Consider the following 20,870-nt stretch of genomic DNA (forward strand, 5'->3'; position numbering starts at 1 on the left):
GCCGGTGGGCGCATCGCCCGAAACGGGACTCAGGCCCCCGGGCGGGTGATGGTGGCGTAGCGCGACAGGTGGTAGTCGGTGGAGCCGAACTCGTACTGCACGGCGGTGAGGCGCTTGAAGTAGTGACCGATGGCGAGTTCCTCGGTCATTCCCATGCCGCCGTGCAGCTGGACGGCGTTCTGGCCGACGAAGCGGGCGGCGCGCCCGACGGTGGCCTTGGCCGCCGACACGGCCCGCGCCCGATCTTCGGGGGCGTCGGCCCCGAGGTTGAGGATCGCCAGGTACACGGCCGCCACGGCCTGTTCGACCTCGATCGACATGTCGACCATCCGGTGCTGCAGCACCTGGAAGCTGCCGATCGGCTGGCCGAACTGCTGGCGCTGCTTGCAGTATTCGACCGTATCGGCGAGCACCTTTCGCATTCCGCCGACGGCCTCGGCGCACACCGCTGCGGCCGCCTCGTCGCGGGCGCGTGCCAGTTCGGCGGTGGCGTCCTCGAACAGGCGGGTGCTCACGGTGAGCCCGTCCAGTTCGAGGTCGGCGGCGCGCCGGTCGTCGATGGTCCGGTAGGCGTGCACGGTCAGCCCGGCCGGTGGTGTCGCCGCGTCGAACTCGGTGAGGAACAGGCCGACGCCACGGTCGGTGTCGGCGGCGATCAGCAGGTGGGTGGCCAGGGGAGCGTCGGCGACGACGGCCGCCTCACCGGTCAGCGTCCAGCCGGCGCCGTCAGCGGTGGCGGTGATCCCCGGTCCCTGGGCCAGTGCGACGATCGCGGTGCCCTCCGTGATCCTTTCCAGCAGGGTGCGCGCGGCGTCGGTGTCCGCGCGGGCCAGCAGACCGCCCGCCAGGACCACCGTGCCGACATACGGTTCGATCACCAGGGCGTGCCCCAGTGCCTCCGAGATGACCATGAGTTCGGTTGGGCCGCCGCCGATTCCGCCGATGTCCTCGGGGAAGGTGGCACCGAGGATGCCGAGCTCCTCGGCGAACGCGCGCCAGATCTCCGGCTGCCACCCGGCGCCGGTCTTGGCGGCCGAACGGCTCTCGGCCAGGTCGTAGCGGGCGGCCAGGAATTTGGTGAGCCCGTCGCGCAGCAGCTCTTGCTCACCGGTCAGGTTGAAGTCCATTTTCTCCGGTCTCCCTACAGGCCCAGGGCCGCTTTGGCCAGGATGTTGCGCTGGATCTCGTTGCTGCCCGCGTAGATCGAGCCCGCGCGGTCGTTGAAGTAGCGCAGCGGCGCCACCGCCTGCCAGGGTTCGCCGCTGACGTAATCGTCTGCGGGCGGGGTGAATTCGGCGATCGGCCCACCCGGTCGGGTGCCGTGCGGCTGGTACACCCGCCCGCGCGGGCCGGCCGCCTCGAGGGTGAGTTCGGTCAACGCCTGGCTGAGTTCGGTGGAGATGATCTTGAGCATCGATGATGCCGGGCCCGGGTTGCCGCCCGCGGCGACGATGGCCAGCGTGCGGAACTCCAGGATCTCGAGCACCTCGGTGCGGATCCGGGCGTCGGCCAGCTTGCGGGCGAACGCCGGATCATCGATCAGCCGGCCGCCCGACGGGCCGGGTTGCTGCGCCGCGGCGGCGCCGATCTCCTCGGCCATCACCTGCAGCGCGGGCGCGGTGACACTGCCGCCGCGCTCGAATTCGAGCAGGTACTTGGCGACGGTCCAGCCCTCGTCGATGTTGCCGAGGATGTTGGTCCTGGGCACGCGCACCCCGTCGAAGAACACCTGGGCCTGGACCTCCTCGCCGGAGGTCATGACCAGTGGGTGGACCTCGATGCCGGGGGTGTCCATCTCGAAGAGGATGAACGTGATGCCCTGTTGCTTGCGTTCGGACCGGGTGGTGCGAACCAGTGCGAACATCCAGTTCGCCTCGACGGCGTGGGTGGTCCAGATCTTGGAGCCGGTCAGGATCAGGTCGTCGCCGTCCTCGACGGCGGCCATCTGCAGGGAGGCGAGGTCGGAGCCAGACTCGGGCTCCGAGTAGCCCTGGCAGAAGAACACCTCGCCGGTGAGAATGCCGGGCAGGAAGAAGTCCTTCTGCTCCTTGGTGCCGAATTTCATGATGGCGTGCGACACCATCCGGATGCCCATCGGGGAGAGGCTCGGCGCGCCCGCCAGCTGGCATTCCCGGCTGAAGATGTAGTGCTGCGGCAGCGTCCAGTCGCAGCCGCCGTGCTCGACGGGCCACGCCGGGGCGGCCCAGCCGCGCTCGTGCAGGATCGCCTGCCAGGCCATGCTGGCCTCGTGCTCGGCGTACACGCTGGTCATCAGTCGGCCCGCTCCGCGCAGGTCATCGGTGAGTTTCGTGTCGAGGAACGTGCGAACTTCGTCCCGGAATGCCAGATCTTCGGCCGACCAGTTGAGATCCATACCTGATATTTGATCAAATCTGCCCGAGTCATGTCCACCCGCGGTCCACGCAGCCACGTACGGTTCGAGCCCGCCGGGCGTACGTGAACGAGCGCTCGTGCCGGGGGCTGGCCACACTGGTCGGGTGGGCACACACTTCACCCATGCCGTCGTCGGCGCGGGCATTGTCGGATTGGCGACCGCGCACCGGCTGCTGGCCCGCGATCCCGGCGCCACCGTGGTGGTGCTCGAGGCCGAGGACAGCGTCGGGCGGCACCAGACCGGTCACAACAGCGGCGTCATCCACTCCGGGATCTACTACGAGCCGGGAAGCCTGAAGGCCAGATTCAGCCGGGCCGGTGAACGCGCCACCAAGGACTTCTGTCGCGAGCACGGCATCGCATTCGCCGAGTGCGGAAAGCTGATCGTCGCGACGACGCCCGTCGAGCTCGACCGGATGGGCGCACTCGAGCGACGGGCAGAGGTCAACGCCATCGTGTGCCGGCGCATCGACGCGTCCGAGCTGACCGACCTCGAACCGAACGTCGCCGGTCTGGGCGCTCTGCATCTACCGGCGACCGGAATCGTGGACTACCCGCACATCGCCCGGACACTGGCCGATCTGATCGGCGGCGCCCGGGGACTGGTACGGACCGGAGCCCGGGTTCTGTCCATTGCCGAAACGCGCACGCGGGTAACGGTTTCCACCGCGCATGACGAGCTGAGCTGTGACCGGCTGGTGGTGTGCGCCGGGCTGCAGGCCGACCGCCTGGCCGAATTGGCGGGGCTGCGCACCGATGTCCAGATCGTGCCGTTCCGCGGCGAGTACTTCAAGCTGCCACCGGTGCGGAAAGGGTTCGTGCAGCGGCTGATCTATCCGGTGCCGGATCCCGAACTGCCGTTCCTGGGGGTGCATCTGAGTCCGACGGTCGGCGGCGACATCACCGTCGGGCCCAATGCCGTGCTGGGCCTGGCGCGGGAGGGCTACCGGAAGTATTCGGTGAACATCCGCGACATCGCGCGGATGGCCGCGTTCCCCGGGACGTGGCGGGTGGCGGCGGACAACATCCCCACCGGACTGCGCGAGGTCCGCGATTCCCTCTGGCGGCGTGGCTATCTGCGTGCCTGCCGCAAATACGCTCCAGCGCTGGAGCTTTCGGACCTGATTCCCGCCGAGGCCGGGATCAGGGCGCAGGCGGTGGGCCGAGACGGCACGCTCATCCATGACTTTGCGATTGCGCAGACCGTGCGGATGATCCATGTGCTGAATTCGCCGTCACCAGCGGCGACGGCCGCGCTGCCGATCGGTGAGCATCTGGCCAGTCTGGCTATTGCTCCGTGACCGACGGGGCTGCGCCCACGTGCGCTGCGCGGAAGTTCCTGTGCGGCAGTGACTTTGCTGTGAAGGAGACTCTGAGGTGCCGTGCTGGCTCGGGGAGCCCCCAGGCCGTGGTCACAATTGCGTCACGGATCAATGAAAACCTGCTGTGTGCAAAGGTGAGCGCTTTGTCAGGTCAGCCCCAGGCGACCGGCATCTTTGCGTGAAAGGCATGCTGGGCGTTCGAACAGCACATGGTGATGGTTGACCGATTTCGGTCGATCGGCGCGAAACTCGGTTGGAAGCCCGGCCGGGGTCTCGCTAGGGTTGTCTGAGGTAATTGCAACGGCGCGAGTGCTGACCTGAACCGACAAGCCGAACCATGCCGCGCTCAACATCGCAACGCGACAGACGCACCAGCGGTCTGAGCCACCCCACACCAGCAGCCGTGTGCTCTGCCCTGGCTGTCGCCGGCGTGGACCTACTCGCCATTTCGGTTGCGTGGCAACGGAAGGAGGTGCTCACATGATCCGGTTCGAACTATTCCTACTCGGTGGCCACCGAGTCACCTTCACTCTCGGGAGGTGCCGATGAGCGCGAGGGAGAACGTCGTCTACAACTATTCGCCGGAGTTCACACCCGCAATCCGGTACCGCGCCATCCCGTCGTCGTGCGCCGGCGCAGCCGAGACACTGGCCGAAGCTCGCGCGGCGTACCGCTCCGATCTGTCCGGTCTGCTGCGCGTCGGTCGGCGGGATCTGCCGCCGGTCGTCGAGCATGTCGAAACCAAGGTGCACGGAATCCTGGTGCGCGAGAAGGTGGGTGCGGTGCACCGCGATGTCTCGTCGGACCGGATGCTGCTGCAAACTTTGCTCGCCGAGGGCCAAGCGCAGCAGGAGTTGCGTGCCTACCTGGACAGGGCGTGCGATGCGGGTGTCGAACCCGTGGTGGTATTGGCGGACCCGCAGGACACGGTCGACACGGTGCTCGAGCAGATGACCGCCACCGACGCTGTGGTGGTGGCCTACTGCGACCCGACCCGCGCGGTCGGATGGACGGCCATCTACGGGCCGGGAGTCGACAGCGCGGTCGATGCGGTGGACGCTCCCGGGGACCAGGACCCACAGTTGGGCGCTCTCCCGGTAGACGCACTGGCCGGTCGCCGGCTCCGGATGCAGCGGCTGCCACACGCCTGTTAGCTACCGCAGGGCCAACAAGTGCTCCAAGGTCGTCAACTGGGCGGCGAAGTCGCCGTCGAGTTTCGCCAGCAGCGTCGTGATCCCGGTATCGGCATACGCGCCAATGCGATCGGCGATCCAGCTGTCGCTTCCCACGAGATTGGTCAGCCGGCCGAGGTCGACCGGTACGCCGGCTCGGGCCTCGTCGCGCTTGCCGGCCTGCCACAGCCCGGCCACCTGCGTCACCGCATCGCCGTAGCCGAGCCGGGTGAACGCGTCGTTGTAGAAATTGCGCCCACCCGAACCGCGCGAACCCATCGCGCCGATGGTGAACGCGTAGCCGTCGGCGTGGCGGCGTACCGCATCCTCGGTTTCGGCTGTACTGGAACAGAATTCGACCGCGACGGGCGCCACCAGGTCGAGGTCGGTGAGTGTGCGTCCGGCCCGGGCCGCGCCCGCCCGGATCGGTTCGAGGAACACCTCGGCGGCCTCGGGGATGAACGCGTTGCCCAGCCACCCGTCGGCAAGCTCGCCGGTGAGCGCGAGGTCGGCCGGTCCCATCGCCGCGTTGTAGACCGGCACGTGCGCCGGGGCAACCATCGGCACCAGCGCGGCGCCATCGCTGTCGGGCAGCGGCAACGGGTAGATCTCCCCGTCGTGCACCAGGCGCTCACCCCGGCTGACCGTCCGGATGATCTCGATGGTCTCCCGCGTGGTCTGCACCGGCTTGCTGAATCGCACGCCGTGCCAGCCCTCCATCACCCGCGGACCCGACGTTCCGATGCCCAGCCGGAATCGTCCGCCGGACAGGGCCTGCAGACTCGAGGCCGAAGTGGCCAGCAGGGCCGGCGAGCGTGAACCCAGTTGCACCACAAAGGTTCCCAGTCCGATCGAGGAGGTCGCGGCCGCCAGGTACGCCAGGGTGCAATGTGACGTGGACACCGCCTGGCGGCTGGTCACCGACATCGAGCTACCGGCCCGGTGCTCGCCGGAGCTGCAGTCCGTGCGGTGGCTCGGTGACGCCGACGCGGTGCGCGTCGGTGCCCGCTTCCAGGGCACCAACCGCAACGATGCGTTGGGCACCTGGGAAGCCGAGTGCGAGATCGTCGAGGTGGAGGCCGACGGCGACGTCCGGCGCTGGGTGTGGAACGTGCTGGTCCCCGAGGGCGTCGGCGCCACGTGGGCCTTCGAGATCGAGCCGGCCCGGGACGGCGTGCTGATCCGGCAATGGGGCCGGATGGGCCCGGATCCGTCGGGGCTCAGCCTGGCGATCGCGGCCCGGCCTGAACTCGAGGGCCGCATCGTCTCCCGGCGCCTGGGCGACTGGGAGCAGGGGATGCGCGCGAACCTGGACTACGTGCGGGCTGCCCTCGAGGATCCCGAGCGCGCCTGACCGCGCGACCCGCGTCGGCCACCACCGCGGCGGGGCTGGCCGCCGGATCGTGGCGCTGGCGTCCGCTTGGGCCCCTGCGCCTTGACGGGCTGCACCGGCTTGGCGGTCGGGGCCTGATACGGCGCGCGTTCGCCGACCAGTGCCTGAACCTGAGCCGAATCCGCCGACACCTCTTGGGGTTTGGCGTTGATGCCGGCCCGGCGCAGCAGTGCGGCCGCGTCCTTGCGCTGCTCGGGCAGCACGAGTGTGACGACGTCGCCGGCGCTGCCGGCCCGGGCGGTGCGGCCCGAACGGTGCAGATAGGCCTTGTGTTCGGCCGGCGGGTCGACGTGCACGACGAGTTCGACGTCATCGACGTGCACCCCGCGCGCGGCGATGTCGGTGGCCACCAGCACCCGGGCCTGTCCGCTGCTGAACGCGGCCAGGTTGCGGTCGCGGGCCGGCTGCGACAGATTGCCGTGCAAGTCGACCGACGGGACACCCGCGTCGGTCAGCTGCTTGGCCAGCTTGCGGGCGTGATGCTTGGTGCGCATGAACAGGATTCGCCGTCCGCTACCCGAGGCGAGGTTGTGCACCAGTGCCTTCTTCGCCTCGGCGCTGCCGACGTGGAAGACGTGGTGCGTCATCGCGGCGACAGGGGAGTTGGCCTCCTCGGTGGAGTGCAGCACCTCGTTGCGCAGGAAACGCTTGACCAGCTTGTCGACGCCGTTGTCCAGCGTCGCGGAGAACAGCAGCCGCTGCGCATCGGCCGGGGTGGCGGCCAGGATGCGGGTGACGCCGGGCAGGAAGCCGAGATCGGCCATGTGGTCGGCCTCGTCGATGACGGTGACGCGCACCGCGTCGAGGCTGATCAGCTTCTGGCGCATCAGATCTTCGAGCCGGCCGGGGCAGGCGACGACGATGTCGGCACCGGCCCGCAGCGCGCTGACCTGACGGGACTGCGCGACCCCGCCGAAGATGGTGGTGACGGTCAAGCCGCTGGCCCTGGCGAGCGGTTCGACCGTCGCGGTGATCTGGGTGGCCAGTTCACGGGTGGGCGCCAGCACCAGGCCGGTGGGCCGGTTGGGCGCCGTCCGGATTCCGTGCAGTCGGGCTACCAGGGGGAGCGCGAACGCCAGCGTCTTACCGCTGCCGGTCTTCCCGCGGCCCAGCACGTCACGACCGGCCAGGGTGTCCGGCAGGGTCTTGGTCTGGATGGGGAACGGTGCGTCGATCCCGCGCGCCGTCAGGCTGTTGACCAGCGCGGCCGGCACGCCGAGATCGGCGAAGCCCGAAGGGGTTTCGTTGGGCATGGGTGTATTCACGTTTCGTACAGCTACTTTCGGAGCTCGTAGGGCGAGACTGCCGGTGGGCAATATCGATCGCCGCGAGAAAGTCTTGGGAAGATGATCCACGACGCGTTGGCTCAGCTGTGTGCGTGCCAACCTGGTCCGAAGTCTAGCGCATGGCGGTCCCGCGCCGGGAACGGCGTGGCCATCGTCACATTCACCGTCACGGTGCCTCGGCGTCGCGGTACTTGTCCTCCTCGTCCCACAGATCCAGGGTCTGGATGAACCAGAACAAGGTGAACAGGACGATGACGGCCACCTCGGCCCAGAACACGTTGACGCCTTCGTGGGTCAGGAAGATGCGCGCCGCGATGTAGACGATGAGTGCGCCCATGACGACGGCGATGGTCGTGTAGGCGCCGGCGAATCCGACCCGGGCCCGCATGGTGTCGTTGTTGGACGCCGCGTGGACGGCGTAGTAGAGGGCGACCAGCACGATCCCGCCGAACATTCCGACCGCCGCATACAGATGCACCCAATCCTGATACGGGCGGTGCCAGGACAGCAGCAGAACGCCACCGATCAACAGGTAGATCGCCGAGAGGGCGGGCAGGATCCACCGTGTCGGCGGATGTGCGTCGCCAAGTCGCTGGAGTTGGGTGGCGCAGGTCTGCACGGTGCGATCGAGCGAGGAGTCCCGATCGGACTCCGTCGGGGGCTGCAGGGCATTTCGGAGAACGATGATGAGTCCATAGGTCACCCACCCGGCGGCCAGGCCGCCCAACACGGCGACGATGTTGTTGGGTGTGCCGACATAGGGAGATTCGGCACTGGGCATGGCCGGATACGGTGGCGGCCCGGGACTCGTCGGCACGAACGCGACGACGAAGGCCAGGATGCCGGCCACGTCGAGCAGAACCTCTTCGGGGGTGGTGTTGCCGCGATAGGCGACCAGGCAGATGCCCAAACCACATACCGCCGCGACGAATACGGCATGCGCCGGGGTGAAGTAGTAGGCGCTGATCGAACCGAGGACCTGCCGTGACCCCGACCACCTGAGCAGGCCGATGGACACCCCCAGCATCACGGCCAGTGCGACCATTGTGATCCGCAGTGTGCGGTAGGTGATCCGGGCGTCCACGGGATACCTCGATTTTCCCTCGGGTCAGGCGGTTTCAGCAGCAGCGCGCGCCCGGGTCGGCGTCGGCGGCGGCATGGCGCATCCGCCAGTACTCGGCCTCACTGCACACCGGCTCACCCGGATGGGCGCGGTTGCGGTGGTCGACGTACCGGTGGTAGTGGTTGTCGCCCATCAATGATGAGCAGTACCAACGGATCTCGCGCGCGATGTCGCGTGCGCGACGGATGAAGCGTCCCATTGTTCCTGCACCTCCTTCTCGGCGGCGGAGACGATCAGCCCCGACGGGGCGAACAGTCTCGACGGCACGGGTTGCTCCTCGGCCAGCGGTGGGCCCTCGCCCCGGATGGCGCGCAGCGCGACGATCAGGCCCGTGACGAACACGATCAGCACCAGGACCGCGAACACGATCGACAACGTGCCCTGGATGAACGTGTTGCGAATGACCTCGTCGATCTGCTGTGGGGTCTTGGCTGCGCCGAACGCGGACTTGCCGGCCTCCTTGGCCGCCACGTACTGCGAATGTTGTTTCCAGTAGCCCAGTTTCGGGTCGGCGGAGAAGATCTTCTGCCACGACGCCGTCATGGTCACCGTCAGATCCCACAGCAGCGGGACCGCCGGGATCCACGCCCAGCGCAGCAGGCCCTTCTTGATCACCACCACGGTGACCACCGTGAGCGCGATCGCGGCCAGCAGCTGGTTGGCGATGCCGAACAGGGGGAATAGCGTGTTGATGCCGCCCAGCGGGTCGGTAACCCCCATCAGCAGGATCGAGCCCCACGCGGCGACGACGATCAGGCTGCACACCCAGGCGCCGACCCGCCAGCTGGGATCGCGCAGCTTCTTCAGCGGCCCGCCGAGATTGCCCAGACCGTCGGACAGCATGAACCGCGCCACGCGGGTTCCGGCATCGACGGTGGTCAGGATGAACAGCGCCTCGAACATGATCGCGAAGTGGTACCAGAACGCCTTGACGCTGGGACCGCCGAACGCCTGATGCAGAACCTCGGCCATTCCGATGGCCAAAGTGGGCGCACCGCCGGTGCGGGACACGATGGAATGCTCGCCGACGGCGTCGGCGGCCGCGGTGATCTGCTCGGGGGTGATCGGGGCGCCCGACAGCCCCAGGCCATTGGCGTACTCGGCCGCCGATGCGGCCGCGCCCCCGGTGGCGGCCGCCGGCGCGTTCATCACGAAGTACAGATGCTGGTTGAGGATCGACGCGGTGATCAGGGCCATGATCGCGACGAACGATTCGGTCAACATGCCGCCGTAGCCGATCAGCCGCATCTGGCTCTCCTTCTCCAGCAGCTTGGGCGTGGTGCCCGAGGAGATCAGGGAGTGGAAGCCCGAGAGGGCGCCGCAGGCGATGGTGATGAACAGGAACGGGAACAGCGACCCGGCGAACACCGGCCCGTCGCCGCGGGTGGCGAACTGGGAGACGGCCGGGGCTTCCATGACCGGGCGGGCCAGCAGAATGCCCAGCGCCAGCAGGGCGATGGTGCCGACCTTCATGAACGTCGACAGATAGTCGCGGGGGGCCAGCAGCAGCCACACCGGCAGAATGGACGCCGCCAGCCCGTAGATGATGATGCACCACGACAGGGTGACCTTCGAGAGGGTGAACCAGTCTGCGCCCCAATCGGTTTGGGCCACCCAACCGCCGGAGATCACCGCCCCCAGTAGCAGCACCACACCGAACAGCGAAACCTCCGACACCCGGCCCGGGCGCAGGAACCGCAGATACAGGCCCATGAAGACGGCGATCGGGATGGTCATCGCGATGGAGAAGACGCCCCACGGGCTTTCGGCCAGGGCGTTTACCACTACCAGGGCGAGCACGGCCAGCAGGATCACCATGATCACCAGCACCCCGACGATCGCGGCGACGCCGCCGACGGCGCCGAGCTCGTCGCGGGCCATCTGGCCCAGGGACCGCCCGCGTCGCCGGGTCGAGATCGCCAGTACCAGATAGTCCTGCACGCAGCCGGCGACCACGGCGCCGATGATGATCCAGATGGTCCCGGGCAGATACCCCATCTGGGTGGCCAGCACCGGACCCACCAGGGGGCCGGCGCCCGCGATGGCCGCGAAGTGATGCCCGAACAGCACCCGGCGGTCGGTCGGCATGTAGTCGGTGCCGTTCTCGAAGATCTCCGCGGGTGTGGCGTGGTCGTCGCGGGGCTGCACGATCTTCATCTCGATCAGCCGGGCGTAGAACCGGAAGCCGATGACGTACGTGCAGATGGCCGCCACCACGAACCACACCGCATTGACGGTCTCGCCGCGGAAGAACGCGATGATCGCCCAGGCGACGGCCCCTAGCACCGCGATCAGCCCGAAGATCGTCCGGTGCCGCGCACCGATCGGCGACCGGTCGATGACGGCGACCGGGGGCAGGTCGGCATCGGTCCGGATGTAGGTGATGTGGCCGACGGTCTCTTCGGTTGGCGCAGCGGCGGGTGTGGCCACGGTGCAGTCCTTCGGGTCGGGGGTGACTCGGCATAGGGGAAGCACTGCCGATCCTGTCACCGGTTCGGCCGCCCATGCGGACATTCGCGGGGACAACCCCGGCGATTCGCGCGATCATGCCGGTCCTCGAGCCTTTTTCGATCTGCTCAGCGTCGGCTGCCAGACCCACCCGCAAAAACGTCGCATGCAGTGCTGAACATCGGAAGGGGTCCTCAGCGACCGTCGAGGTATCCCAGAATGGCGTCACAGACCTCCTGCGGTCGCTCGATCTGGATGAAGTGACCGGCGCCGGCGATCACCACCGATCGACTCCCCGGCGGCAGCGCCGCCAGCACGTCGGAATGCAGCGCCGCGTCCAGCGCGCCGTCGCTGTCCCCGTAGACCACCAGGAGCGGAAACCGCGGCTTCCCGTACCGGGACCGGTTCAGCTTCCGGTGCTGTCGGACGCCGCGCCGGGCCTGCATGTTGTGGCGGTAGTAGGACACCGCGGCCGTGCGGTGCGCGGTGTCGGGCAGGGCGGCCAGGGTGGCGGCGACGTCGTCGCGCACATCGGTGCCCGCCGGCTCCCAGTCCCGCCATAGCCGTGGGATGACCCGGGGCAGCAGCCGCTGCGGCAGCCAGGGGGTTTGGAAGAACATGATGTACCAGCTGTTACGCAGCTGCCGCCGGGCCAACCGGACGCCGCCGCCCACCCCCAGCCCGCGGGGCGGCGTTATCGCCCCCACCGGTGCCAGTGCCAGCGAAACGTGTGCGGCGAACGGTGATCCGCCGTAGCCCGCGATCGACCCGGTGGCCCACCCGCCCCAGTCGTGTCCGATGAGCACCGCATCCGGCGGGGCGCCCAGGGCTTTGTGCGCCGCGATCAGATCGCTCATCAGCGCGCCGATCGTGTAGTCACCGTCCGCGGCCGGTCCGGTCGGCGCATAGCCCCGCATGAACGGTGCCACGACGCGGAAACCGTTGGCCGCCAGCAGTGGAGCCAGCGATTTCCATCCGTGTGCGCTGTCGGGGAATCCGTGCGCGCACAGCGCCAGCCGGCCGTCCGGTGAACCCCATTCCAGGGCGGTCATCGTCAGTTCGGGCAGGCCGAGGACGATCTCGCGGGGACCGGCTGCGGAGCTCACGGCTTCGACCATACGACAGCGGTCAGTGCGCGTAGAGCGCGCGCACGGCGTCGATGGTGTCGGCTTCGGCTGCGGGTTTGTCGTCGCGGTAGCGCACCACCCGGGCGAACCGCAGGGCCAGACCGCCGGGATATCGGGTGGAACGCTGGACCCCGTCGAACGCGATCTCGACCACCTGCTCGGGGCGCACCCGCACCACATATCCATCCGTCGGACCGTCGGCCAATTCGCCGAACCGGGCCGTCTGCCAGTCCAGCATCGCATCGGTCATGCCCTTGAACGTCTTGCCCAGCATGACGAATCCGCCGCCGGACGTATCGCGGGCACCCAGGTGGATATTGGACAGCTTGCCGGTGCGCCGGCCCGAACCCCACTCGACGGCGAGCACCACCAGGTCGAGCGTGTGCACCGGCTTGACCTTGAGCCAGCCGGCCCCGCGCCGCCCGGCGGCATAGGAAGCAGCCGGATCCTTGGCCATCACGCCCTCGTGCCCGGCGGCCAGCGTCACGTCCAGAAATCGTTGGGCGACAACCGGATCGGAGGTGTGCAACCGGTCCGGCCGCTGCTGCGCGGGCACCACGGAATCCAGCGCCGCCAGGCGCGTCGTGGTGGGTTGATCGAGCAGCTCGTCGCCGTCGAGCGACAGCAGGTCGAACACGAACGCCGATAGCGGGTTGGTCCCCGGCGTGCCGGCCGAACCGCGACGCAGTGACCTGGAACGGCTCGGGCCGGCCGTCGGCGCGCAGCGCAATGGCCTCCGCATCGGCGATCAGCTCACGCGCCGGCAGCGCCAGGGCGGCGTCGACCACGTCGGGGAGCCGGTCGGTGACGTCGTCGAGGCTGCGGGTGAACAGTCGCACGTCGCTGCCGCTGCGATGGACCTGTACTCGGGCGCCGTCCAGCTTGGCCTCGAAAATCGCGGTGCCGCTGAGCTTTTCGAGTGCTTCGCCGACCCCGCCGGCGGTCTGTGCCAGCATCGGGCCCACGGGGGTGCCGACCCGCAGCCGGAAATTCGCGAGCCCGTCGGCGCCGCGGGTCAGTGCCACCGCCGCGACGGACGGCAGATCTCCGCCGAGCATTGCCGCGCGCCGGATGTCCGCGGCCGGGATCCCCGCGGCGCGGGCCACTGCGTCGGCCATCACTCCGGCCAGTGCGCCCTGGCGCAGCTCACCGCCGAGCAGTCGGCGCAGGAACGTCTGCTCGTCGACGGTGGCCGAGCCGAACAGCGTGGAAAGCAGTGCGGCCCGGCGGTTCTGAGATCCAGGTCCGGCGCACGCCCCGATCTCGGTCAGGGTGGCATCAACACCGGGCACCGTCAGCATCGGCGTATCGGCGGGTGCGGGCAGCGCGCGAAGCGCGGCCCATCCCACCCCGATCTGGCGTTGGGGGAGTTCGCCGGACAACCAGGCGACGGCGACCGCGATCTGGTCCGCATCGTCGGCCGCCTGCGTCAGTAGATCGGCGATGCGCCCGATCTTGGCCAGCCGCGAACGTTCGGCGCCGACATCGGCCGACGCGGCGGCCACTGCCGACAGGGGCAGCGTCACCGCACCGAGAATTCGACCTGGTGCCAGCCCGTGGCGCCGTCGGGAGGCGGCGGCGCACTGTCCTCGGTCTGGACGGCGCCGGTGTTGTCGGTGGCCCGGACGGTGATGGTGTGCAGACCGGATTCGGTTGCCCGCCAAGGGAAACGCCACAGCCGCCAAGTGTCGCCGGTGTAGCTGGCGCCCAGGTCGGCGGGCTGCCACACCCCGGACCCAGCGGGTGAGTCGATGCGCACCTCGACGTTGCGCACACCGCGGTTCTGCGCCCATGCGACCCCGCCGAAGGTGACTGGCCCGCGGTCGATCTCGGCGCTGTCGCGCGGCACGTCGATTCGGGACCCGGTCTTGATCGGACCGCGCGCCGACCAGCCCAGCCCGGTCCAGTACCCCTGCGCCCGGTCGAACCGGGTGAGCTCGAGATCGACGACCCACTTGGTGGCCGACACGTAGCCGTACAGACCCGGCACCACCAGACGGGCCGGGTAGCCGTGCTCGGCGGGCAGCGGCTGCCCGTTCATGGTGATGGCCAGCAGGGCGTCGCGACCGTCGGTCAGCGCCTCCACCGGAGTGCCCGCGGTGAACCCGTCGATCGACTTCGAGAGCACCATGTCGGCGTCGGGGTGCACGCCGACCCCGGCGAGGATGTCCCGGACCCGGTAGCCCGTCCACCTTGCGTTCGAGATCAGTTCTCCGCCAACGGGATTGGACACGCAGGTCAGCGTCACCACCTTTTCCACCACCGGCAGGGCCGCCAGTGTGGCCATGTCGAAGGTGATCTCCCGGTCCACCATGCCGTGCACCCGTAGGCGCCAGTCCTGGCGGGCGAGTTGCGGGACACTGAGCGCCGTGTCGATCCGGTAGAACTCGTCGTTGGGGGTAACGAACGGGGGTAGTGCGACGTTGGCGGGCTGGACCTGTGCGGGAATCGGGGGAGCGGGCACCTGCACGGATGGGGCGCTGAATGCCTGCCGGTCCGGGGCCACCGAATGCCACCGCCGGCTCCACGCGCTGCCGGCCAGACCCGCCAGGGCCCCGGCACCCGTGAGCCCCAGCGTCAACAATGCGTCGCGCCGGCCCGGCCCGGGCGTCGCCGTCGGGGATCGCCGGGAGGTGAGGCGCCGCAGCACGGCGATGCCGCACCCCGCGCCGACCAGGACGGGCAGGATGTCGACGACGCCGCCACCGGGCCGCGACAGCACCGCGACGGCCCCGGCGGCACCGGCCAGCGCGAGCACCACGCTGCCCACCGGGCGGCGCCTCGTCTCCCACCGGGCGGCGATTGCCGCCACCAGCAGGATCACCGCCAACACCGTGATGGTCAGGAACAGTTTGTCGTGCGTGCCGAAGGTCTGGATGGCCCATTCCTTCACCGCACCCGGCGTCAGGTCGATGATCGTCGAACCCACCGCGGTGCGGGCGTCGGCCCCGGACCCCAGCGGCGCCGCGAGCAGCTGCGTCACACCCAGGGCAACCGCCGCCGCCGCGATACCCGCAGCCGCCCGGGAGGCCATGCCGTCCAAGGTACGCACTTCGGGACCCGGCGGGGCTGGTGGCGCCGGGCCTCGTGCTCGCGGGACTGCACCGCTCGCCGAACCCGGACGACCGGGGTTTACATCGGCGCGGTATTTTGTCATGCAAGCACACAAGTCTTGGGAGGAATTGGAACATGGAGATCAACGGCAAGAAGGTCGTCGTCATCGGCGGTGCGTCCGGGTTCGGCCGGGCCTCGGCGGAGCTGCTCGCCAGCAAGGGCGCCAAGGTGGCCGTCCTCGACCGCGAGGGCACCGACGGCAAGGACGTGGCCAGCGCCATCGGCGGAACCTTCCTGCCCGTCGACGTCACCGATTTCGCCGGCACCGGCGACACCCTGGCCGCGGCTGTCAACGAGCTCGGCGGCCTGCACGTGGTGCTGACCACCGCCGGCGGCGGCGTCGCCGAGAAGACGTTCGGCAAGAACGGCCCGCACAGCCTGGAGACCTTCCAGAACACGATCAACCTGAACCTCATCGCGTCCTTCAACATCAGCCGCCTGGCCGCCGAGCACATGTCCAAGAACGAGCCGGAGGACGAGGAGCGCGGCGTCATCATCAACACCGCGTCCATCGCGGCGTTCGAGGGCCAGATCGGCCAGGTCGCCTACACCGCGGCCAAGGCCGGCATCGCCGGCATGTGCCTGACCATGGCGCGCGACCTCGGACCCCTGGGGATCCGGGCGCTGGCCATCGCGCCGAGCCTGTTCGCTACCGGTCTGACCAAGGGTATCCCCGACGAGTTCGCGGCCATGCTGACCAAGGACGCGGCGTTCCCGAAGCGGCTGGGCCGGCCGGAGGAGTTCGCCAAGCTGGTCTACGCCATCGTGGACAACCCGATGCTCAACGGGCAGTGCATCCGGCTGGACGCCGGGCAGCGCTTCGCCCCGAAGTGACACCCGGTGCCGGGAGTTCCTGTGACTCCCGGCACTATGACTTTTCATGGCGATCGCACTCACAGATGACCATCGGGAACTCGGCAAGGTAGCCGAGGACTTCCTCGCCGCGCAGAAGGCCCGCGCCGCGGCGCGCGACCTGCTCGAGGCCCCCGCCGAGGAGCGGCCGCCGTTCTGGACGGGTATCGCCGAACTCGGCTGGCTCGGGCTGCACATCGACGAAGCGCACGGCGGCTCGGGATTCGGGCTGCCCGAACTCGTGGTGGTGATCGAGGCCCTCGGCAGCGCCGTCGCGCCCGGCCCGTTCGTCCCGACGGTGGTGACCTCCGCGGTGCTGGCCCGGCACGGGTCGGATGATCAGAAGTCCCGGCTGCTCAGTGGACTCACCGACGGCAGCACCGCCGCCGGGGTCGGTTTCGGTGGTTCGGTCACCGTCTCGGGCGCGACCGCCACCGGCGATGCCGGGGTGGTGCTGGGCGCGGGCCTGGCCGATCTGCTGCTGATCGCCGCCGGCGACGACGTGCTGCTGGTCGACCGCACCGCCGACGGGGTCACCGTCGAGATCCCGACGAACCTCGACCTGGCCCGGCGCTCCGGCCGGGTACGCCTCGACGGCGCGCCGGTCGACGTGCTGCCGGGCGCCGCGGCCGACGCGCTGGCCCATGCGCGCACCCTGTTCGCGGCCGAAGCGGCCGGCGGGGCCGCCGACTGCCTGCGGACCGCCGTCGAATACGCCAAGGTCCGTGAGCAGTTCGGCCGCACCATCGCCACATTCCAGGCCATCAAGCACCACTGCGCCAACATGGCGGTGGCCGCCGAGAGCGCCACCGCGCTGGTGTGGGACGCCGCCCGGGCCGCCGACGACGACGATCCCGCCCAGTTCCGGTTGATGGCCGCCGCGGCCGCCGCCTCGGCCTTCCCGGCCTATCTGCGCAACGCCGAGTTGAACATCCAGGTGCACGGCGGCATCGGGTTCACCTGGGAGCACGACGCGCACCTGCACCTGCGGCGCGCCATGACGCTGCGGGCGCTGCTCGGTGGCGACGGGCCCGCCGCCGACCTGTTCGAGCTCTCCGCTGCCGGCGTGACCCGGCTCAACAGCCTGGAGCTGCCGGCGTCGGCCGAGGAGCTGCGTGCCGGTGTGCGTGCCGACGTCGCCGAGATCGCGGCGCTGGACGGGCAGGCTCAGCTGGACCGGCTGATCAGCACCGGCTACGTGCAGCCGCATTGGCCCAAGCCGTTCGGCCTGGCCGCCGGCGCCATCGAACAGGTGGTGATCGACCAGGAGTTCCGGTCCGCCCGCGTCAAGCGGCCGGACTACGGCATCACCGGCTGGGTCGTCCTGACGTTGGTTCAGCACGGAACCCCATCGCAGATCGAAAGATTCGTCGATAAGGCCCTGCGTAAGGACGAGGTCTGGTGCCAGCTGTTCTCCGAGCCCGGCGCCGGATCGGATGCGGCGGCCATCAAGACCCGCGCGGTGCGCGTCGACGGCGGCTGGAAGATCAACGGCCAGAAGGTGTGGACGTCGGGGGCGCACTACGCGCAGCGCGGTCTGGCCACCGTGCGGACCGACTTCGACGCGGCCAAGCACGCGGGCATCACCACCGTGATCATCGACATGAATGCGCCGGGGGTCGAGGTGCGCCCGCTGCGGATGATCATGGGCGGCTCGGAGTTCAACGAGGTGTTCTTCAACGACGTGTTCGTCCCCGACGAGGACGTCGTGGGCGAGCCCAACAGCGGCTGGACGGTCGCGCGGGCGACCCTCGGCAACGAGCGGGTGAGCATCGGCGGCGGGTCCGGAGTGGCCGGCGTCGACCCCGCGGCGCTGGTTGCGCTCGCCGGTGAGCACGCAGATCGGTTGGCGGGGGCCAAGATTCGCGTCGGCAATTTCCTGGCCGACGATCACGCGATCCGGCTGCTGAATCTGCGCAGCGCCGTGCGCAGTATCGAGGGCGCCGGCCCGGGCCCGGAGGGCAACATCACCAAGCTCAAGCTCGCCGAGCACATGGGTGAGTCGGCGGCCATCATGTGCCTGCTCAACGGGCAGGACGCCGCGCTGGTGGACGGACCGTCCGCGCTGCCGGTGATGATGGCGATGGGCGCGCGGGCAATGGCGATCGCCGGCGGCACGTCGGAGGTCACGCGCAACCAGATCGCCGAGCGGATTCTCGGCATGCCCCGCGACCCGCTGATCAAGTAGCGGCCCGCTTTCCTCGCCGAGCGTGCGTGTCGGCCCGCTCTCGCGCGGCGTGTCACGTACTTTCATGCACGCTCGCGCCGGAGTGCGGCGCTCAGTCGAACGCCGGCGCGACAAACCGTTGCAGCAGTGCGGTTTCGGCGTCCGGATTGTCCCCCGGCCACATCAGCAGCGAGAGCACGAGGCGCACGATCCACCGGGCGGCTTCGGGGTCGTCGTCGAGGCCGGCGAGTTCGGTGGCGAACGCGGCGACCGCCGGTGACCCGGTCAGCCAGGTGGATCCGCGGCCGTCGCGCATGGTGTCGACGAACAACTGTCCGGCCGGGTCGGCCCTGATCTCGGTCACGGCCACCCCGACGGCCGTCAGCACCCGCGCGGCGCCGGAGAGTCCGTCCACGGCCGCGCGCACCACCGTCACGATCCGGGTGGCCAGCCGGATGGTGACCTGTTCGCGGATCTGCGACTTGCCGCCGGCGTGCCGGTAGATGGTGGCCCGCGAGCAGTGCACGTGGTTCGCCAGCGCCTCCAGGCTGAAGGCGTCATACCCGTCGCGGTAGATCAATTCGGCCGCCCCGGCGTAGATCCGGTCGGCGGCTGCGGCGCCGCGATCCCCGTCGACCAGCCAGTCGTGCCGTGACATCACTCAGCAATTTTATCTCGCCATGAGACGAAATCACACTAATGTTTCAACGACGCCGCTGATCAGAACGCCGGCTCGAGACGGCATGTCGCGGGCCGCCCGACGCGGGGCTCTCGACCTGCGCGGACGGCGTTGACCCGGGTGGCGTCGATGCGCAGGCTGGAGCGGTGACCACAGCCCGTGCCGCCGGGGTGGACCCGGCCGAGTTCTTCGGCGACGCCGCTATCCAGGACCCCTATCCGCTGTACGACCGGTTGCGCGCCGGCGGTCCGGTCCATCGCGTCGGCGACTCCGACTTCTACCTGGTGTGCGGTTGGGATGCGGTCGAGGACGCCCTCTCGCGCGTCGACGAGTTCTCCGCCAATCTGACCGCGACGCTGTTGTACTCGGACGGCACCGTCTCGGCGTTCCCGATGGGGGAGCTGGACGGGCCGGTGCAGGTGCTGGCGACGGCCGACGATCCCGGTCATGCCGTGCACCGGCGGATGCTGGTTCCGCAGTTGGCCGCCAAGCGAATTCGCGCGACCGAGCCCTTCATCGCCGAGACCTTCGACTGGTTGTGGTCGGACAATCTGCGCGACGGACGGATCGAGTGGATGAGCGCGGTGGCCAACCGGCTGCCGATGATGGTGGTCACGCGGTTGATCGGGGTACCCGACGGCGATGTCGACCTGCTGATCCCCAAGGCGTACGCCAGCGTGCAGACGCTCGACGGCATTGCCGACGATGACAAGCTGGCGGCCTCCGGCAGGGCCGCCGTGGAGCTGTCGGGGTACATCTTCGAACAGTTCCAACGGGCGATCGACGAAGGCGCACAGGACAATCTGCTCGGCGACATGGCGACCGCCTACGCCCACGGCGACATCGATCAGGTGACCGCCGCGGTGATCATGGTGATCCTGTTCAGCGCGGGAGGGGAGTCCACCGCGTCGCTGCTGGGCAGCGCGGTCGGCATCCTGGCAGAGCGGCCCGAGATCCAGCGGCGCCTGCGGGACGATCCGCAGTTGCTGGGTCCGTTCATCGAGGAATGCCTGCGCTTCGAGCCGCCGTTCCGCGGGCACTACCGGCATGTGCGGGTCGACACCGAACTCGCCGGCGTGCCGCTGCCGGCCAACTCGCGGCTGCTGCTGCTGTGGGGTGCGGCCAACCGCGATCCGGCAAAGTTCGACAACCCCGGCGAGTTCCGGCTGGACCGTCCGGCCAAGGGCCACATCACTTTTGGGAAGGGCGTGCACTTCTGCGTCGGCGCGGCGCTGGCCCGGCTGGAGGCGACGGTGGTGTTGCGGCTGCTCCTGGACCGGACGGAGTGGATCGGGGCGCAGGAAGCCGGGCCGTGGTTGTCGAGCATCCTGGTGCGCCGGCGGAGCAGACTTGTGCTGACGGTCCGAAGCTGACGCACGCGAACCCGGCGAGCGTCCGCGTTTGTACCTCGCCGATCGGTGTGTCGGGTACAAACACGGACGCTCGCGGTGGATTGGGCGGTGCGCCGGTGCGGGTTACGTCTTCCTACCGACCAGGGCGTCGACGGGATCGGGTGCGCCCTCACGATCGCGGACCACGCGGTAGCAGACGTAGCCCACCACCAGCGTCAGGGCCACGAAGATCAGCGCGAAGTACTGCAACACCCACGAGTCCCCGGCGGGGTTGTAGACCTCGGCGCGCGGCCAGCCGATGTTGATCACCAGCAGCGTGCCCATGACGACGGCGATCAGGTTCACCGGGATGCCCCACCGGCCCAGGTCCATGACCGGCTTGCCGTGCGACAGGCTGGTGCCGCGCATGCGGTGGATCAGCGCGGGCACCGTCACCATCAG

16 protein-coding genes and 2 pseudogenes are annotated in these 20,870 nt (G+C 69.3%); 6 read left to right on the forward strand and 12 right to left on the reverse strand.

Going from position 1 to position 20,870, the window contains the following annotated elements; translation table 11 throughout:
• Window positions 1–29 precede the first annotated feature (29 nt).
• Both U0R18_RS19585 and U0R18_RS19590 read right to left on the reverse strand, forming a co-directional pair.
• Window positions 30–1,127, reverse strand: a complete 1,098-nt coding sequence (locus U0R18_RS19585) for an acyl-CoA dehydrogenase family protein (RefSeq protein ID WP_526371535.1) — start codon at window positions 1,125–1,127, stop codon at window positions 30–32.
• A 14-nt stretch (window positions 1,128–1,141) separates the two neighbouring features.
• The gene (locus U0R18_RS19590; RefSeq protein ID WP_526371537.1) at window positions 1,142–2,374 is read right to left on the reverse strand and encodes an acyl-CoA dehydrogenase family protein; all 1,233 of its coding nucleotides are present in this window, start codon (window positions 2,372–2,374) and stop codon (window positions 1,142–1,144) included.
• 124 nt (window positions 2,375–2,498) lie between these two features.
• Here U0R18_RS19590 and lhgD point away from each other — a divergent pair, with 124 nt between their 5' ends.
• A complete protein-coding gene (gene lhgD / locus U0R18_RS19595; protein ID WP_526371539.1) occupies window positions 2,499–3,695 on the forward strand; it encodes an L-2-hydroxyglutarate dehydrogenase in 1,197 nt (398 codons plus the stop codon).
• Window positions 3,696–4,261: 566 nt separating this feature from the next.
• A complete protein-coding gene (locus U0R18_RS19600) occupies window positions 4,262–4,870 on the forward strand; it encodes a hypothetical protein (RefSeq protein WP_526371541.1) in 609 nt (202 codons plus the stop codon).
• Here U0R18_RS19600 and U0R18_RS19605 read toward each other — a convergent pair whose 3' ends face one another.
• Complete coding sequence (locus U0R18_RS19605; protein WP_526371543.1) at window positions 4,871–5,809, reverse strand: LLM class flavin-dependent oxidoreductase; 939 nt, start codon at window positions 5,807–5,809, stop codon at window positions 4,871–4,873.
• Between U0R18_RS19605 and U0R18_RS19610 the strand changes: the two genes are divergently transcribed.
• Window positions 5,784–6,242 (forward strand): SRPBCC family protein, encoded by a 459-nt coding sequence (locus tag U0R18_RS19610; protein WP_526371545.1) that lies wholly within the window; start codon window positions 5,784–5,786, stop codon window positions 6,240–6,242. The genes U0R18_RS19605 and U0R18_RS19610 overlap by 26 nt on opposite strands.
• Here U0R18_RS19610 and U0R18_RS19615 read toward each other — a convergent pair.
• The 7 genes and pseudogenes from U0R18_RS19615 to U0R18_RS19645 all read right to left on the reverse strand — a co-directional run bounded on the left by U0R18_RS19615 (window position 6,203) and on the right by U0R18_RS19645 (window position 15,299).
• Window positions 6,203–7,534, reverse strand: a complete 1,332-nt coding sequence (locus U0R18_RS19615) for a DEAD/DEAH box helicase (protein WP_526371547.1) — start codon at window positions 7,532–7,534, stop codon at window positions 6,203–6,205. The two genes, U0R18_RS19610 and U0R18_RS19615, sit on opposite strands and share 40 nt — an antisense overlap.
• A 199-nt stretch (window positions 7,535–7,733) precedes the next feature.
• Window positions 7,734–8,651, reverse strand: coding sequence for a hypothetical protein (locus tag U0R18_RS19620; RefSeq protein WP_526371549.1), 918 nt, complete (start codon window positions 8,649–8,651; stop codon window positions 7,734–7,736).
• Between the two features lie 34 nt (window positions 8,652–8,685).
• Window positions 8,686–8,823 (reverse strand): CstA-like transporter-associated (seleno)protein, encoded by a 138-nt coding sequence (locus U0R18_RS19625; protein ID WP_526371551.1) that lies wholly within the window; start codon window positions 8,821–8,823, stop codon window positions 8,686–8,688.
• Complete coding sequence (locus tag U0R18_RS19630; protein WP_526371553.1) at window positions 8,823–11,120, reverse strand: carbon starvation CstA family protein; 2,298 nt, start codon at window positions 11,118–11,120, stop codon at window positions 8,823–8,825. Before U0R18_RS19630 ends, U0R18_RS19625 begins: the two co-directional genes overlap by 1 nt.
• Before the next feature lie 212 nt (window positions 11,121–11,332).
• Window positions 11,333–12,244, reverse strand: coding sequence for an alpha/beta fold hydrolase (locus U0R18_RS19635; RefSeq protein ID WP_526371555.1), 912 nt, complete (start codon window positions 12,242–12,244; stop codon window positions 11,333–11,335).
• A 22-nt stretch (window positions 12,245–12,266) separates the two neighbouring features.
• A pseudogene (locus U0R18_RS19640) lies at window positions 12,267–13,785 on the reverse strand (ATP-dependent DNA ligase).
• Window positions 13,786–13,787: 2 nt separating this feature from the next.
• Window positions 13,788–15,299, reverse strand: coding sequence for a molybdopterin-dependent oxidoreductase (locus tag U0R18_RS19645; protein ID WP_526371557.1), 1,512 nt, complete (start codon window positions 15,297–15,299; stop codon window positions 13,788–13,790).
• A 155-nt stretch (window positions 15,300–15,454) separates the two neighbouring features.
• On the opposite strand from U0R18_RS19645, the gene U0R18_RS19650 reads away from it, so the two are divergent.
• Both U0R18_RS19650 and U0R18_RS19655 read left to right on the forward strand, forming a co-directional pair.
• The gene (locus U0R18_RS19650; protein WP_526371559.1) at window positions 15,455–16,213 is read left to right on the forward strand and encodes an SDR family NAD(P)-dependent oxidoreductase; all 759 of its coding nucleotides are present in this window, start codon (window positions 15,455–15,457) and stop codon (window positions 16,211–16,213) included.
• 46 nt (window positions 16,214–16,259) lie between these two features.
• Complete coding sequence (locus U0R18_RS19655) at window positions 16,260–18,419, forward strand: acyl-CoA dehydrogenase family protein (protein ID WP_526371561.1); 2,160 nt, start codon at window positions 16,260–16,262, stop codon at window positions 18,417–18,419.
• Window positions 18,420–18,510: 91 nt separating this feature from the next.
• On the opposite strand, the gene U0R18_RS19660 is transcribed toward U0R18_RS19655, so the two are convergent.
• Window positions 18,511–19,056: a TetR/AcrR family transcriptional regulator gene (locus U0R18_RS19660; RefSeq protein ID WP_526371579.1), complete on the reverse strand. Its 546-nt coding sequence runs from the start codon at window positions 19,054–19,056 to the stop codon at window positions 18,511–18,513.
• 167 nt (window positions 19,057–19,223) lie between these two features.
• Here U0R18_RS19660 and U0R18_RS19665 point away from each other — a divergent pair, with 167 nt between their 5' ends.
• The gene (locus tag U0R18_RS19665) at window positions 19,224–20,450 is read left to right on the forward strand and encodes a cytochrome P450 (protein WP_526371563.1); all 1,227 of its coding nucleotides are present in this window, start codon (window positions 19,224–19,226) and stop codon (window positions 20,448–20,450) included.
• A gap of 102 nt (window positions 20,451–20,552) precedes the next feature.
• On the opposite strand, the pseudogene U0R18_RS19670 reads toward U0R18_RS19665, so the two are convergent.
• Window positions 20,553–20,870, reverse strand: a pseudogene (locus tag U0R18_RS19670) (amino acid permease); the annotation flags it as partial.

Source organism: Mycobacterium sp., assembly GCF_046330795.1.
In the GTDB taxonomy this organism is placed as follows: Bacteria; Actinomycetota; Actinomycetes; order Mycobacteriales; family Mycobacteriaceae; genus Mycobacterium.